Origin of the sequence: Pseudomonas sp. (genome assembly GCF_026224925.1) — a bacterium.
Taxonomy (GTDB): domain Bacteria; phylum Pseudomonadota; class Gammaproteobacteria; order Pseudomonadales; family Pseudomonadaceae; genus Aquipseudomonas.
Map to the genome: position 1 here is coordinate 1 of NZ_JAMFRV010000746.1, position 15,395 is coordinate 15,395.

Here is a 15,395-nt window from a genome sequence, read left to right on the forward strand (position 1 = left end):
ACCTGGAGCGAGCTCCGAGCTTTCTTTGTAGCCAGCCAGAACTGCCGGGCCTTTCACTTGCGGTACCGACAGGTTGGTGGGCTGAGGCGCTTGCTGTGCAAGCTCTGCACCCGCAATATCGTCCTGATTGTACAAACGTACACCCGCCAATACAGCGACAGTTACCGACGCCGCTACAGCCAGCCGACCCAAACTACGCCAAGGGCTACGCGGCGCTTTGATTGGGCTTACTTCATCGGCAATCGCGGCAGAAACAGCAGCCGAAATATCCAGATGAGGTAATAACAAGTCCTTGTGCATTGCTGCACGAGCCACTTGATAACGCGACCACGTCTCACGTGTATCGGCATCGTCAAAGGCGTTCAATACCCGACGTATTTCCAGCTCATCTGCTTCGTTGTCCATCACTGCGGACAGCGATTCCTGCAGGGCTTCACGACTCATGGCGGTTCCTCTCTTGGCTATCGCCGCTGTCTCAGGACTCCTGCAACAACGGCTGCAGGGCTTTATCGATGGCTTCCCGAGCGCGGAAAATCCGAGATCGCACGGTACCCACCGGACACTGCATGACGCTGGCAATGTCCTCGTAACTCAGACCGTCGAACTCACGTAAAGTTAGGGCTGTACGTAAATCTTCTGGAAGTAACTGGATAGTTCGATGAACAGTGCTCTCGATCTCATCCCTTAACAATGCTCGTTCTGGTGACTCAATGTCTTTGAGGCCATGATCGCCATCATAGAACTCTGCGTCTTCAGACCTTACATCGCTATCTGGTGGTCGCCGACCTCTCGATACCAAATAGTTTTTCGCCGTATTAATGGCGATGCGGTACAGCCAAGTATAAAAGGCGCTGTCGCCGCGAAAATTACCAAGTGCACGGTAGGCTTTAATAAACGCCTCTTGTGCAACATCCTGGGCTTCATGGGTGTCGTGCACGAATCGCACGATCAACCCGAGAATTTTGTGCTGGTATTTCAGCACGAGCAGATCAAAAGCTCGCTTATCGCCGCGTTGTACGCGCTCGACCAGCTGCTGATCCTCTTCCTGGGTTAGCATGAACACTCCTCGGTGGACCTGAAGGAGTGTTGCATCAGCCGTTGAACGGGCTTGCAAACATAGACTCGGGCTTTTCGCAAAAGTTCTCCCCTCCAAGCAAGTTTCCTGCGGGCAGTCATTAGCCCGCACGAAAAACGCAGCGCGGACATGGCCGGCTGCGCGAATAATCTTGTCGTCAACAATACGCGGTGCAATTAATTTAGCTCCGCACGCAATCGACGTGACCCTTTATAGGCAACCTGCTATTGAGCCCCGGGGCTATAGGAAAGTTCCCAGATTTCGCTATCAGATGTAAGAAGCTTCCCACGACGCCAGTAGGAAATATGATTCAGCCCAAAACACTCGTGATCTCGATTTCCCGGGGAAAACGGTATGCACATGTGTTCAGACTGGAGCACACTCCGGCCCCGCGGTGGTTTCACCCTGCCATAAAAGCCCCGCTATTGTGCCGTTCCACCCCTCTATATACTAGTGGCCGCTATTGGCGGAGTTCAGAGATGAGCCAACATTTTCAACATGACGTTCTGGTGATTGGTAGCGGAGCCGCTGGCCTGAGCCTTGCGCTGACGCTACCCAGTCATTTACGCATCGCCGTATTGAGCAAGGGCGACCTGGCCAACGGTTCGACATTCTGGGCTCAGGGAGGTGTCGCGGCCGTTCTGGACGACGCCGATACCGTGCAATCCCATGTCGAAGACACCCTAAATGCGGGTGGCGGGCTGTGCGATGAGGCGGCTGTGCGCTTCACCGTCGAGCACAGCCGTGAAGCGATTCAATGGTTAATTGACCAAGGCGTGCCATTCACCCGCGATGATCAATCGCACACCGAAGACGGTGGATTCGAGTTTCACCTGACCCGTGAGGGCGGTCACAGCCACCGGCGCATCATCCACGCCGCCGATGCCACCGGCGCTGCGATCTTCAAAACACTGCTGGCGCAGACCAAATTGCGCCCTAACATTGAATTGCTTGAACAACGTGTTGCGGTGGATGTAATTACCGAGCCTCGTCTAGGCCTGGAGGGTCAACGCTGCCTGGGCGCTTACGTGCTTAACCGTGCCAGTGGCGAAGTCGACACCTATGGCGCTCGCTTTACGATCCTGGCGACGGGTGGCGCAGCAAAAGTTTACCTGTACACCAGCAATCCCGACGGTGCGTGTGGCGATGGTATTGCCATGGCCTGGCGCTCGGGCTGTCGCGTGGCGAATCTGGAATTCAACCAGTTCCACCCCACGTGCCTGTATCACCCGCAGGCCAAAAGCTTCCTGGTGACCGAAGCCCTTCGCGGCGAAGGCGCGTTCCTCAAGCTGCCCAATGGCGAACGCTTCATGCAGCGCTTTGACCCGCGAGCCGAACTGGCACCACGGGACATCGTCGCTCGCGCCATCGACCATGAAATGAAACGTCTGGGCATCGACTGCGTGTACCTGGACATTAGCCACAAGCCTGAAGCTTTTATCAAGACGCACTTCCCGACGGTGTATGAGCGTTGCCTTGAGTTCGGCATCGACATTACTACGCAGCCGATTCCGATCGTGCCGGCGGCGCATTACACCTGCGGCGGTGTGATGGTCAACGAGCAAGGCCGCACCGACGTACCGGGCCTGTATGCCATCGGTGAAACCAGTTTTACCGGGCTGCATGGCGCTAACCGGATGGCGAGCAATTCGCTGCTGGAGTGTTTCGTGTACGCGCGATCCGCTGCCGCCGACATCCTTCAACAGTTGCCGTCCGTGCCAATGCCCGAGCAACTGCCGAGCTGGGATGCCAGCCAGGTAACCGACTCCGATGAAGACGTGATCATTGCGCACAACTGGGACGAACTGCGGCGGTTCATGTGGGATTACGTGGGGATCGTGCGCACCAACAAGCGCTTGCAGCGCGCGCAGCACCGAGTGCGGTTACTGCTGGACGAGATCGATGAGTTCTACAGCAACTACCGAGTCAGCAGAGACTTGATTGAATTGAGGAACCTTGCTCAGGTAGCCGAACTGATGATCAGGTCTGCCATGGAGCGCAAGGAAAGCCGAGGATTGCATTACACCCTCGATTACCCGGACATGCTGCCCGAGGCACTGGACACTATTCTGGTGCCGCCCACCTACGTCGGCTGAATTTCAAGCGCACGCGTAGGCGCCGGTGCTCATCTGGCGCCAGCGCGTCGTGCGGGATACACAGACCGCGCACCCGCCGACCCAACAGCCGCGGCTCGTTGACCAAACGAAAGCGCAGCACAACCACCAGTGGTAAGGCTAGGCTGTCTCGGCGCAATTGAACCGCTTGCCAGCCGCCGTGATCACTCCACAGCTGCCATCCGTCAGCATTGCGGCGCAGCCCCGTAAACGCCATAGCGCTGCTCAGCAAAATAAACCGCGGCAACGCCCAAAGCCCATGAGCCAGGCACGCCAAAGCGCCGAGCGCACGCGCCCACCAAAACACATCAAGAAAGCACAGCGAAATCAGCGCCAGCACCTGAGCAATCAAATACGCCGCCAGCAACAGCCGGGAGGCCTGCCAACGGCATTCGAAACGATTACTTCGGCTGGACACGGTCCAGAATCATTCGGACCATACGTTGCAATTCAGGGTCTTCAGACTCGGCACGCTGCATGAACCAACCGAACATGTCCTGATCTTCAGACGTCAGTAACCGACGATAAAGATCACGGTCTTCGGCGTTCAGCGTGGCATAAACCTCTTTTACAAACGGTACCAACAGTACATCCAGCTCAAGCATGCCGCGGCGGCTGTGCCAGTAGAGCCGGTTGAGTTCAACGTCGTCGACCATGGAGCGCTCCTCAAATTAGGCGGCAAGTATACAGGCGCAGTTCCGCGAGGCGCACTGCGCTTTGGTCGCAGGAGTTTTCAATCGATACGCGATCAAACCTGTACCCTTGGGCAAACTCGGCACTATCATGGTGCTCAGACTATTTATCCTGCGATGACCCATGGCCGACTCCCCTTTCTTCTGCATCCTGCCCCACGAGGGCATCCTCGCCGTCCGCGGCCCTGACGCTAGCAAGTTTCTTCAGGGCCAACTGACGTGCAACCTCAATTACCTGAGCGACACCACGGCCACTCTTGGCGCACGCTGCACGCAAAAGGGCCGCATGCAGTCGAGCTTCCGCATTCTGCTGGAAGGTGACGGCTGCCTGCTGGCGATGGCATCGGAACTGATCGAGCCACAATTGGCCGATCTGAAGAAATATGCTGTGTTCTCCAAGTCCAAACTGACCGACGAAAGTGCCCGCTGGGTGCGGTTTGGCCTCAGTGACGGGGACGATGCCCTGGCTTCGCTGGGCTTGGATTTGCCGCAAGCCACCGATTGCGTGGTACGTGCCAACGACCTGATCGCCATCCGCGTGTCGCCGGCTCGTGCCGAACTGTGGGTAGCGGCTGATCAGGCAGACAGCGTGCAAGCGCGCATTGCAGCTCAACTGCCTCAAGGTTCGCTGAACGATTGGTTGCTGGGCCAGATTCGGGCAGGCATCGGCCAGGTTACCGGTAATACCCGCGAAAGCTTTATTCCGCAGATGTTGAATTTACAAGCAGTGGGCGGCGTGAGCTTCAAAAAAGGTTGCTACACCGGCCAGGAAATCGTCGCGCGCATGCAGTACTTGGGCAAGCTCAAGCGTCGCTTGTATCGCCTGACGCTCGCAGGCACTGACCTTCCCGAGCCCGGCACCAGCGTTTTTTCACCGGTCCACGCGAGTGCTGTGGGCGAAGTGGTTATCGCTGCAACGACAGTCGGTGGCATCGAGCTACTGGCCGTGTTGCAGGCTGATGCAGCAGAGGACGGCAACATCCACCTGGGCAGCGCAGACGGCCCGGCCCTGCATTTGGCAGAGCTGCCCTACACTCTGGATTCCAAACTCGAAACTCAGCGTTAAACTCAGCGTTAACAGGTACGCACTACCTGCTCGTTTCTGAGTCCAACCCTGACAACCCCGAGCGCTCGTCGAGTGCTCGGTAGCATGAACCACGCTACGCCCACGAGATGTGACATGGACACGATGGCTGACACGGTGCAAAAGGATCTGATCCGGGCAATAAATAATGACGCGCTGTTTTTGCCTACCCTGCCGGAAGTAGCACTGAAGATTCGTCTCGCCGCCGAGAACCAGGACATCAGCGTCAGCGCATTAAGCAAAGTGATCGCTAGCGATACCGCCCTGTCGGCACGCCTGATCAAAGTCGTGAACAGCCCGCTGATGCGCGGCAGTATCGAAGTCAGCGATCTGCACACCGCGATCACTCGATTGGGCATCAATTACAGCTGCAATTTGGCGATTGGGCTGGTGGTGGAACAGATGTTCAAAGCCAAGTCCGACGTTGTCGAACGCAAAATGCGCGATATCTGGAAGAAAAGCTCTCAGGTCGCCGGCATCAGTTACTCCCTGTGCCGCAATCACTCTCGACTCAAGCCGGATCAAGCGACATTGGCTGGAATGGTCCATTTGATTGGCGTGCTGCCCATCCTGACGTATGCCGAAGACCATTTCGAACTGCTCTCGGACCCGGTCAGTCTGAACCATGTGATTGAGCGGATTCACCCCATCATTGGTCAAAAACTACTCAAAGCGTGGGAGTTTCCAGAGGCACTGGCCAAGGTGCCGGGGCAATTCCAGGACTTCGAACGTGAGTCGCCACAGGCCGACTACGTCGACTTGGTACAGATTGCGACGGTGCACAGTTATCACGGCACGCATCATGACTACGCCGCTATCGACATGGCTGCCCTGCCCTCCTTCGCTCGACTGGGCCTGGATCTCGCTGACGGCTCCTTGGTCACTGAAATGAATGAAGCCATGAACATGCTGGTTTAACCCACCTCATCCGTCAGACCGAGACAAAACTCACCCTCACCTTCAACCCGCGTTCAGCCCCATCATGGAGGCTGATCTGGGCAAGGTGCGCACGGCAGATTTCGCCGACAATCGCCAGGCCTAGCCCCGAACCTGAACCGTGCTGATAGCGCCGATAGAACCGTTCGAATACGCGTTCACGGTCTGCTTCAGGAATACCTGGCCCATCGTCTTCGACCTCCAACACACCCGGTGCGCTGACCCGCAGAATGACATTGCCGTCCGACGGTGTATGCGCCAACGCGTTGTCCACCAGATTACTCAGCAGTTCGTTGAGCAAAATCGGATCACCGCGTAACCACACAGGCTCGTCCGCTTCCAGCGCCAAGGCCACGCCGCGAGCATGGGCCAGCGGCGCCATGGCCATGCCCAACTCACGGGCCAATTGACTAAGGTCGATTAATTGCGCACCGCCTTCGGAAATCGCCCGAGCGCCGTTTTCGATGCGCGCCAATGACAACAGCTGATTGGCCAAGTGAGTCAACCGGTCAGTACCTTGGGCGGCAGCTTCCAAGGTAGTGCGCCAGTTTGCCGGATCGGTATCGCGCAGCCCCAGTTCGACGCGCGCCTTTAGCGCGGCAAGCGGCGTGCGCAACTCATGTGCGGCATCGGCAATAAACTGCGCCTGTCGCTCGAATTGCAGACGCAGACGCTCAGTGAAGTGGTTGAGCGCGCCCACTAACGGCCGCAGTTCGCGCTGTACTTCCACCAGCGGTAACGCGCGTAAATCGTCGGGCTGGCGCTCCTCCACCGCAGTGCGCAAACGCTCCAAGGGGCGTAATGCTGCACTGACGGTGAACCACACCAATACCAGTGCACCGCCGCCCAACATGCCCAAACGCAATAACGTATCGGCCATCAGACTGCGGGCCATACGTACGCGGGCCTCTTCGGTTTCGGCAACGCGAATTTCCGCCATGCCGTTCATGTTCGGCTCGCTCACCGGCTTTAGCAGGCTGACGACGCGCACGTCCTGGCCTTGATAACGCCCGCTATAAAAGCTCGCCAGTGCGGGATAGTCGTCCGTGCGCAAGGTGCCGGGTGGCGGTGCCGGAAGGTTTTCGTAGCCTGAAATCAACTGTTTGTTGATGTCATTGACCTGGTAATAAATGCGCCCGGCACTGTCGTAGGCAAAGGTGTCCAAGGCCACGTAAGGCACGTCAGCGCTGAGGCTGCCGTCGCGCTGGGAAACCCCGGCCGCGATGGTGCGCGCCGAGGCCAGTAACGTGCGGTCGTAAGCGGTGTCAGCGGCCTCTCGGCCGTTCCAGTAGGCGCTTAACCCGCTGGCCAACATCAATACGGTGAGCAGCAAACCGAGGTTCCATAGCAGCCGCCAACGCAGGCTAGTAGCGCCAGTGTTTGTTGCATCAAACATCGCGGCTTTCCAGCAAATAACCAAGGCCGCGAAAGGTCACGATCGCGATCGGATGCCCGTCGAGTTTTTTACGCAGGCGGTGCACGTAGATTTCGATCGCATCAGGGCTGGCCTCTTCATCAAGGCCAAATACCTGCGCCGCCAGTTGCTCCTTACTCATCACCCGGCCTGGCCGCGCAATCAACGCCTCTAGCACCGCTTGCTCCCGGGAGGTCAACGTGAGTAGCTCATCACCCAAGGCAAAGCGTCGCGTGTCGAGGTCGTAGACCAGTGTCCCGCAGCGCTGCTGGCGCTCGCCGCCCAGTACGCTACGTCGCAATAACGCTTTGACTCGCGCCTCCAGTTCGGAAAGCTCGAAGGGTTTGGCCAAATAGTCATCGGCGCCCAGATTGAGACCATGAACCCGATCTTTGACATCGCTGCGGGCGGTCAGCATCAGCACCGGGAGGTTCTTGCCGCGCGCCCGTAACCGCGCCAGCACTTCAAAGCCGTCCATGCGCGGCAGGCCCACGTCCAGAATCGCAACCGCATATTGCTCAGTGCTCAAGGCCAGGTCAGCGGCCACTCCATCGTGCAAGACGTCAACGGTCAAACCCTGACTTTTCAGAGTCTGAGCAACGCTTTCAGCCAGTTGCAAATGGTCTTCAACGAGAAGAACACGCATCGACGTCTCCAGTTTTTTGGATTTATAAGCGGCGAATTCTACAGCCGAGTTAGCCGCTGTGAAGCATGGAAAAAAATCAGGCGCTGCCGACAGGCCACTGAAAGGTTAGCGAAAGCTTCACCTTCTAGCATTCAGCTACGGTAGGTCACACCTCCCGTAAAACTGAAAAACGCCCCGATGCGTTTTCTAATAAGAACAATAAACGGAGTACTTCATGACGCTGTCTTTGCAGCCTCTGGCCCCCTCGCCTGTTCGTTCCCAACGCCTAAATCCGACCGCCCTTGCTGGTGCGGCCGCACTGGCCGGCTTCAGCCCAATGAGTTTTGCCGACTTCATCGAAGACAGCAGCGCCAGCCTCGAAACCCGCAACATGTACTTCAATCGTGATTTCCGCGACGGCACCAGCGCGCAACAATCCAAGCGCGATGAATGGGCCCAAGGCTTCGTTCTCCGGGTCGAATCAGGCTACACCGCTGGGACTGTTGGCTTTGGTCTGGACGCCATCGGCATGCTCGGACTCAAACTCGACTCCAGCCCTGATCGCACCGGTACCGGCCTGTTACCGACCCATGACGACGGCCGCGCCGCCGGCGAATATTCCAAGGGCGGCCTGACCGGTAAAGTCAAACTCTCTGCCACTGAACTGAAGATCGGCACGCTGATCCCTGAACTACAAACCCTCAGACCCAACGATGGACGCATCCTGCCGCAGTCTTTTGAGGGCGGTATGGTGACGTCAAAGGAATTCAAAAACCTGACCTTCACCGGCGGTCGCCTGGAAAAGGTCAAGGACCGTGACGACACCAGCAGTGAAGACATCGCGCTCAACAACAAGAACAAACGCTTCACCGGCACCGTGACCGGTGAGCATTTCGACATGGCCGGGTTCGATTACAAACTCTCTGACAAGATGGTCGCCAGCTACCACTTCGCCGAACTCAATGAAGTTTATCGCCAACACTTTGTCGGTCTGATTGCCTCGCAGCCTGTAGGACCAGGCACCTTCGGTACTGATTTGCGCCTGGCAGTCAGCAACGATCAAGGTGCCGCACGAGGTGGAGACATCGACAACACCTCGCTCAACGGCATCGTCAGCTATGCCCTCAGCGGCCATAAACTCAGCGCCGGTTACCAGCACATGTCCGGCGACAGTGCGTTCCCGTATATCGATGGCAGCGATCCGTTCCTGGTCAACTTCGTGCAAATCGGCGACTTCGCTGAGGCCAATGAACACTCTTGGCAAGCCCGCTATGACTTTGACTTCGCCAAGCTTGGCGTGCCGGGCTTGACCTTTATGAGCCGCTACATCAGCGGCGATAACGCCAGCGTGACCGGACATAACGGGGAAGGCAAAGAGTGGGAGCGCAACAGCGAAATCAAATACGTGGTACAGAGCGGCACCCTGAAAAACGTCGCCGTGCGCCTGCGCAACGCGACCTACCGTTCAAATTTTGCCCGTGATGCCGATGAAGTGAGGCTGCTGGTCAGCTACACAGTCGCCATTTGGTAAGCGCTTTAAACCACTGGTTCTAAAAACAACAACTCCCCTGGAGACTGACCATGACTTTATCCTTGCGTCGTTTCGCCTTGGCCGCCAGCTGCATGCTGGTCGCCACTCAATTGCTCGCCGCCGAACCCAAACGCCCGGAATGTATCGCCCCTGCCTCCCCCGGCGGCGGCTTTGACCTGACCTGCAAGCTGGTGCAAAGCGCGCTGGTGAACGAAAAGTTGCTCAGCAAACCGATGCGCGTGACCTACATGCCCGGTGGCGTCGGCGCGGTGGCCTATAACGCAGTGGTTGCCCAGCGCCCTGCCGATGGCGGCACGTTGGTTGCGTGGTCCAGCGGATCGTTGTTGAACCTGGCACAAGGCAAATTCGGTCGTTTCGATGAGAACGCGGTGCGCTGGCTGGCCGCGGTTGGGACCAGCTACGGTGCCATCGCGGTTAAAAGTGATTCACCGTACAAAAACCTCAACGATTTGGTCGATGCGCTTAAAAAAGACCCGAGCAAGGTCGTGATTGGTTCTGGGGGCACCGTCGGCAGCCAGGACTGGATGCAAACCGCGTTGATCGCCAAAGCCGCAGGCATCAACCCGCGAGACTTGCGTTATGTCGCCCTGGAAGGCGGCGGTGAAATCGCGACAGCGTTACTCGGCGGCCACATTCAGGTGGGCAGCACGGACATTTCCGACTCCATGCCACACATCCTCAGCGGCGACATGCGCTTGCTTGCAGTGTTCTCCGAGAAACGTCTCGACGATCCGGAAATGAAGAACATTCCTACCGCCAAAGAACAGGGCTACGACATTGTCTGGCCAGTGGTTCGCGGTTTCTACCTAGGGCCAAAAGTCAGCGATGAAGACTACGCCTGGTGGAAAGCCGCGTTCGACAAGCTACTGGTGTCGGAAGACTTCGCCAAATTGCGTGATCAGCGTGAACTGTTCCCTTTCGCCATGACCGGTGAAGAACTGGACGGCTACGTGAAGAAGCAAGTGGCTGACTACAAAATCCTGGCCAAGGAATTTGGCCTGATTCAGTAATCGACTCGTTTGCTATCAGCGGTCGCGCCCGCCACAAAAACGGTGCGACCCAGGAGTTTTTCATGCTCTTACAACGAATTTTCGCCGCAGTCCTGCTGCTGGCCTGCGTCGCCCTGTCGATCATGGCATGGCCTTATCAAGCGGCTTTTTCTTACGAACCAGTCGGACCCAGGGCATTTCCGCTGTTGATGCTCGGCCTAATGATGCTCGGCCTGCTGTACATGTTGATCCGCCCAACCGCCATCGTTCACACCGAAGAAGACCCAAGACTGGACCGCCCCACCCTGATCAAGATCGGGCTGTGCACCGTTCTTCTACTGGTGTTTGCGGGACTGTTCGAACCGCTGGGTTTCATCCTCAGCAGCATCTTGATCGGTATCCCTATGGCCCGGCTGTATGGCGGTCGCTGGATGCCCAGCGTGGTGATCGTGACCCTGATGAGCGTTGGTCTTTACCTGTTGTTCGATAAAGCCATGGACGTTCCGTTGCCACTCGGCCTGCTCGACGTTCTTGAGGATTAAACATGGATACTTTTGCCTATCTGGGCCAAGGCTTCGGCGTTGCGCTGACCCCTTACAATTTGATCACCGCGTTGTGTGGCACCTTGATTGGCACCGTCGTTGGGTTGCTTCCGGGCCTGGGGCCGATCAATGGCGTGGCGTTGCTTATTCCTATTGCATTCGCCCTCGGCCTGCCGCCTGAATCAGCGTTAATTCTGCTGGCGGCGGTGTACCTGGGCTGCGAATACGGCGGCCGGATCAGCTCGATTTTGCTGAACATTCCCGGTGAAGCCTCCACCGTAATGACCACCCTCGACGGTTACCCAATGGCCCGTCAGGGTCTGGCTGGCGTGGCGTTATCGCTGTCGGCATGGAGTTCGTTCATTGGTGCTTTTATCGCCACCTGCGGCATGGTGTTGTTTGCGCCGCTGCTGGCGAAATGGGCGATTGCCTTCGGCCCGGCGGAATATTTCGTGCTGATGGTGTTCGCGATTGTCTGCCTCGGCGGCATGGCCGGTGATCGTCCGTTGAAAACGTTTATTGCCGCGCTGATTGGTTTGTTTCTGTCCTCCGTCGGCATTGATGCCAATAGCGGCGTCTACCGCTTTACCGGTGACAACATTCACCTGACTGACGGCATCCAGTTCGTGGTGCTGGTGCTTGGCCTGTTCTCCATTAGCGAAATTCTGTTGCTGCTGGAAAAAACCCATCGTGGTCAGGAAGCGGTGAAAGCCACGGGCCGGATGATGTTTAACTTCAAGGAAGCCAGTTCGGTGTTCGTGGTGAACATTCGCTGCGGCTTACTTGGTTTCATCATGGGCGTGCTGCCGGGCGCCGGCGCGACGTTGGCCAGTGCCGTGGCCTACATGACCGAGAAACGTCTGGCAGGCACCACCGGTAAATTCGGTCAGGGCGACATGCGCGGCCTCGCGGCGCCGGAAACTGCCATCGGTGCCTCCGCCTGTGGTGCGTTGGTACCCATGCTGACCTTGGGCGTTCCGGGTTCGGGGACCACGGCGGTGATGATCGGCGCATTGTCGCTGTACAACATCACACCGGGCCCGCTGCTGTTTCAACAACAACCGGACATCGTGTGGGGCCTGATCGCCTCATTGTTCGTCGCCAACGTCATGCTGGTCATCCTCAACATCCCGATGATCCGCATCTTCACCCGCATTTTAGCCGTGCCGAACTGGGCGCTGGTGCCGGTGATCGCGATCATCACTGCGATCGGCGTTTATGCCGTGCACGCCACCACGTTCGACCTGTTCCTGATGGTCGGCATCGGCATCTTCGGCTACATCCTGCGCAAACTGGATTTCCCACTGTCGCCGGTGCTGCTGGGCTTCATTCTCGGTGGCTTGATGGAGCAGAACCTGCGCCGTGCGTTGTCGATATCCAACGGCGCACTGGAAATCCTCTGGTCCAGCCCGATCACCTTCGGGGTGTGGGTGCTGACCGCGATTATGTTGCTGATGCCGCTGCTGCGCATCTGGCGTAAACGCACTGTGCAACGTCGCGCCGTGGCTGATGTTTGATCGTCCGTTAAAAACCTGGTGGGGAACGCCGCTGGTTGGCCTGTTAGGCGGTTACCTCGCCAGTCAGGTCGGCTGGCCGCTGCCATGGATGGTCGGTTCGCTACTGGCGATCATCCTCGTGCGCTGCCTGACGCCTTGGCAATTGGCGGAAATCCCCGGCGGCCGTAAAGTCGGCCAGTGGATTGTCGGCATTGGCATCGGCCTGCACTTCACGCCGGTGGTGATTGAACAGGTGCTGTCGAACTTCGGCCTGATCTTCTTTGGCGCCTTGGTGACCAGCGTTTCCAGCGTGGTCGGCGTGTGGTTGATGCGCCGCACCGGTGAAGACCGTGCGACGGCGTTTTTCTCCAGCATGCCCGGCGGCTCAGGGGAGATGGTTAACCTGGGTGCTCGCAACGGGGCCATTCTCAGCAGCGTCGCCGCAGGTCAAAGTTTGCGGGTGTTGATGGTGGTGTTGTGCGTGCCCGCGCTGTTCAAATACTTCATGGGCGACGGCGCACCCGTGCTGACCCCAGTCACCGTCGATTGGCGCTGGCTACTGGTGTTGTTTCCGGCGGGCGGGTTGTTGGCCTGGGGTTGGCAGCGATTAAAGCAGCCAAACCCATGGCTGTTCGGCCCACTGCTGCTCAGCGCGGTCGTGAGCATCAGCATGAACCTGCACATCGGTTTGCCCCATGGCGGCAGTCAGGTTGGGCAATGGTTGATTGGTAGCGGATTGGGTTGTCACTTCAATCGCTCATTCTTCCGGCGTGCGCCCTCGTTCATCGGCAGAACGTTGCTGGGGACGGCGTTGACCATGCTAATCGCCGCGCTCGCCGCTGTGGGATTGAGCGCGCTGACGCATTTGGATTTGCGTTCACTGACCTTGGGCATGATGCCGGGCGGCATCGCCGAAATGAGCCTGACGGCAGAGGTGCTGCAGCTGTCGGTGCCGCTGGTGACGGCAATGCAGGTGATGCGGTTGTTGTTTGTGCTATTTCTCGCCGAACCATTGTTTCGGCACTGGGATAAGCGGCCTGAGTGAGACCGAACTGGCCCCTTCGCGAACAAGTTCGCTCCCACCGGGCTTCGGGTGCCCCAATATTGGGAGCCACATAAATCTCGGTGGGAGCGAACTTGTTCGCGAAGAAGCTGACACGGTGAACCTGCTAAAACACCGTTCAAACCACCGGCAGCTTCCAATCAATCGGGCTCAATCCATTCTGCTGCAGGTACTTATTGGTCCGGCCAAAGTGCCCATTCCCCAAAAAACCTTTATAGGCTGACAGCGGTGACGGGTGCACCGAAGTCAACACCAAGTGCTTGGTGGCATCGATCAGCTTCTGTTTACTTTGCGCATGGGCGCCCCACAGCAAAAACACCAGATGCGGCTGATGCTCGCTGACTGTCTCAATGACCTTATCGGTAAAATGCTGCCAGCCCTTTTTTGCGTGTGAAGCGGCGTTGGCGCGCTCTACGGTCAGGGTAGTGTTGAGCAGCAACACGCCTTGGTCAGCCCAGGATTGCAGGTAACCGTGATTGGCGATGTCGATGTTCAGATCACGTTTCAACTCTTTATAGATGTTGACCAGCGAAGGCGGTGTCGGCACGCCCGGCTGCACTGAGAAGCACAATCCATGGGCCTGGCCGGGACCGTGATACGGGTCTTGGCCGAGGATCACTACCTTGACCTTGTCCAGCGGGGTCGAATTCAGCGCATTGAAAATCATTGGCCCTGGTGGATAGATTTCCTTGCCGGCCGCATGCTCCTGACGCAAGAACGCGCGCAGTTCATTCATGTACGGCTGCTCAAATTCGTCACGCAGTGCGTGCTTCCAGCCGGGTTCGAGTTTGATTCGGTCGTCGCTTGTCATGGCACACCTGCAGAAAACAATGCGCGGACACTAGGAAAGCTCGCCCGCGATGTCAATTCCATCGAGCAGAAAGCGCCGTTTTCTACGATTTTTTTCAAATCGCCGTTTGCAACTAGCCGCGCACGGGGGTATCACAGAGCTAATGGATAGTTGCCCCGCCCCCGAGAGGTCATGATGAATCTGCAATTTGAAGAACTCCCCGCCCAAGACGGCGCGCGCATTGGTATTGCCAGTCTGGATGCGGAAAAATCCCTGAACGCGCTGTCTCTGCCAATGATTAAAGCGCTGGCTGATCGTCTTGAAGCATGGGCCAGCGATCCGCAGATCGTCTGTGTGCTGCTGCGCGGTAACGGCGGCAAAGCGTTTTGTGCGGGGGGTGACGTGCTCGGTCTGGTGGAAGCCTGTCGAGCCCATCCCGGAGAAGTCCCGCCACTGGCTGCGCATTTTTTCGCTGCGGAATACCGCCTCGATTACCAACTGCATACCTACCCTAAACCGCTTATCTGCTGGGGTCATGGTTATGTGCTTGGCGGTGGCATGGGCTTATTGCAAGGCGCGAACATTCGCATCGTGACCCCCAGCAGCCGCTTGGCGATGCCGGAAATCAGTATTGGCTTGTTCCCGGACGTTGGCGCCAGCTGGTTCTTGTCGCGGCTGCCGGGTAAGTTGGGCCTGTTCCTGGGCCTGACCGGAGCACACATCAATGCACGTGATGCACTGGACCTGGATTTAGCCGATCGCTTTCTGCTGGATGAGCAACAAGAGGAATTGGTCGAAGGCTTGTTGCAATTGAACTGGCAGGAGCAAACCTCGGTGCAACTCAATAGTTTGCTCAAAGCGCTGCAACAGGAAGCCCTTGAGCAAATGCCCGAAGCCCAGTGGTTGCCGCGTCGTGGGCAGATCGATGAGCTGCTAGACGTCGCCGACCTGCCCTCCGCCTGGCGCGCGATCACTCAGTTGCACCCACAAGACGACTTTTTGCTCAGTCGCGCAGCGAAAACC

Annotated in this window: 16 protein-coding genes; 9 read left to right on the plus strand and 7 right to left on the minus strand. The window is 57.7% G+C overall.

Annotated elements, in window-relative coordinates:
- Nucleotides 1–444, minus strand: a 444-nt coding sequence (locus M0974_RS30950) for an RseA family anti-sigma factor (protein WP_297845807.1), incomplete at its 3' end; no start/stop codon positions are given.
- Nucleotides 445–475: 31 nt separating this feature from the next.
- Nucleotides 476–1,057: an RNA polymerase sigma factor RpoE gene (gene rpoE, locus M0974_RS30955; RefSeq protein WP_297845808.1), complete on the minus strand. Its 582-nt coding sequence runs from the start codon at nucleotides 1,055–1,057 to the stop codon at nucleotides 476–478.
- 497 nt (nucleotides 1,058–1,554) lie between these two features.
- On the opposite strand from rpoE, the gene nadB reads away from it, so the two are divergent.
- On the plus strand, nucleotides 1,555–3,171 hold the full coding sequence (gene nadB / locus M0974_RS30960) for an L-aspartate oxidase (protein WP_297845810.1): 1,617 nt from the start codon (nucleotides 1,555–1,557) through the stop codon (nucleotides 3,169–3,171).
- On the opposite strand, the gene M0974_RS30965 is transcribed toward nadB, so the two are convergent.
- Entirely contained in the window at nucleotides 3,140–3,607 is a 468-nt protein-coding gene (locus M0974_RS30965) for a protein YgfX (RefSeq protein ID WP_297845811.1), read from the minus strand. The genes nadB and M0974_RS30965 overlap by 32 nt on opposite strands.
- Entirely contained in the window at nucleotides 3,591–3,845 is a 255-nt protein-coding gene (locus M0974_RS30970; protein ID WP_297845813.1) for a succinate dehydrogenase assembly factor 2, read from the minus strand. The genes M0974_RS30965 and M0974_RS30970 overlap by 17 nt, the downstream gene beginning before the upstream one ends.
- Nucleotides 3,846–4,005: 160 nt before the next feature.
- Here M0974_RS30970 and M0974_RS30975 point away from each other — a divergent pair, with 160 nt between their 5' ends.
- The gene (locus M0974_RS30975; RefSeq protein WP_297845815.1) at nucleotides 4,006–4,947 is read left to right on the plus strand and encodes a folate-binding protein YgfZ; all 942 of its coding nucleotides are present in this window, start codon (nucleotides 4,006–4,008) and stop codon (nucleotides 4,945–4,947) included.
- Nucleotides 4,948–5,061: 114 nt separating this feature from the next.
- Nucleotides 5,062–5,883 carry an HDOD domain-containing protein gene (locus tag M0974_RS30980; protein WP_297845816.1) on the plus strand — a complete coding sequence of 274 codons (822 nt, stop codon included), beginning with the start codon at nucleotides 5,062–5,064 and terminating at the stop codon, nucleotides 5,881–5,883.
- A 13-nt stretch (nucleotides 5,884–5,896) separates the two neighbouring features.
- On the opposite strand, the gene M0974_RS30985 is transcribed toward M0974_RS30980, so the two are convergent.
- Both M0974_RS30985 and M0974_RS30990 read right to left on the minus strand, forming a co-directional pair.
- A complete protein-coding gene (locus M0974_RS30985) occupies nucleotides 5,897–7,297 on the minus strand; it encodes a sensor histidine kinase (protein WP_297845817.1) in 1,401 nt (466 codons plus the stop codon).
- Nucleotides 7,290–7,961, minus strand: a complete 672-nt coding sequence (locus tag M0974_RS30990) for a response regulator (protein ID WP_297845818.1) — start codon at nucleotides 7,959–7,961, stop codon at nucleotides 7,290–7,292. Before M0974_RS30990 ends, M0974_RS30985 begins: the two co-directional genes overlap by 8 nt.
- Nucleotides 7,962–8,175: 214 nt before the next feature.
- On the opposite strand from M0974_RS30990, the gene M0974_RS30995 reads away from it, so the two are divergent.
- From M0974_RS30995 to M0974_RS31015, 5 genes are all read left to right on the plus strand, one after another.
- Nucleotides 8,176–9,471: an OprD family porin gene (locus tag M0974_RS30995; RefSeq protein WP_297845819.1), complete on the plus strand. Its 1,296-nt coding sequence runs from the start codon at nucleotides 8,176–8,178 to the stop codon at nucleotides 9,469–9,471.
- Nucleotides 9,472–9,515: 44 nt separating this feature from the next.
- Nucleotides 9,516–10,502, plus strand: a complete 987-nt coding sequence (locus M0974_RS31000; protein ID WP_297845828.1) for a tripartite tricarboxylate transporter substrate binding protein — start codon at nucleotides 9,516–9,518, stop codon at nucleotides 10,500–10,502.
- A 62-nt stretch (nucleotides 10,503–10,564) separates the two neighbouring features.
- Complete coding sequence (locus tag M0974_RS31005) at nucleotides 10,565–11,023, plus strand: tripartite tricarboxylate transporter TctB family protein (protein ID WP_297845821.1); 459 nt, start codon at nucleotides 10,565–10,567, stop codon at nucleotides 11,021–11,023.
- Nucleotides 11,024–11,025: 2 nt separating this feature from the next.
- Nucleotides 11,026–12,540: a tripartite tricarboxylate transporter permease gene (locus tag M0974_RS31010; protein ID WP_297845823.1), complete on the plus strand. Its 1,515-nt coding sequence runs from the start codon at nucleotides 11,026–11,028 to the stop codon at nucleotides 12,538–12,540.
- Nucleotides 12,533–13,564: an AbrB family transcriptional regulator gene (locus M0974_RS31015; RefSeq protein ID WP_297845824.1), complete on the plus strand. Its 1,032-nt coding sequence runs from the start codon at nucleotides 12,533–12,535 to the stop codon at nucleotides 13,562–13,564. The genes M0974_RS31010 and M0974_RS31015 overlap by 8 nt, the downstream gene beginning before the upstream one ends.
- A 136-nt stretch (nucleotides 13,565–13,700) precedes the next feature.
- Here M0974_RS31015 and ung read toward each other — a convergent pair whose 3' ends face one another.
- Nucleotides 13,701–14,393, minus strand: a complete 693-nt coding sequence (gene ung / locus M0974_RS31020) for a uracil-DNA glycosylase (RefSeq protein ID WP_297845826.1) — start codon at nucleotides 14,391–14,393, stop codon at nucleotides 13,701–13,703.
- Between the two features lie 174 nt (nucleotides 14,394–14,567).
- On the opposite strand from ung, the gene M0974_RS31025 reads away from it, so the two are divergent.
- Nucleotides 14,568–15,395: enoyl-CoA hydratase/isomerase family protein (locus M0974_RS31025; protein ID WP_297845829.1), on the plus strand; the 828-nt coding region annotated here is incomplete at its 3' end.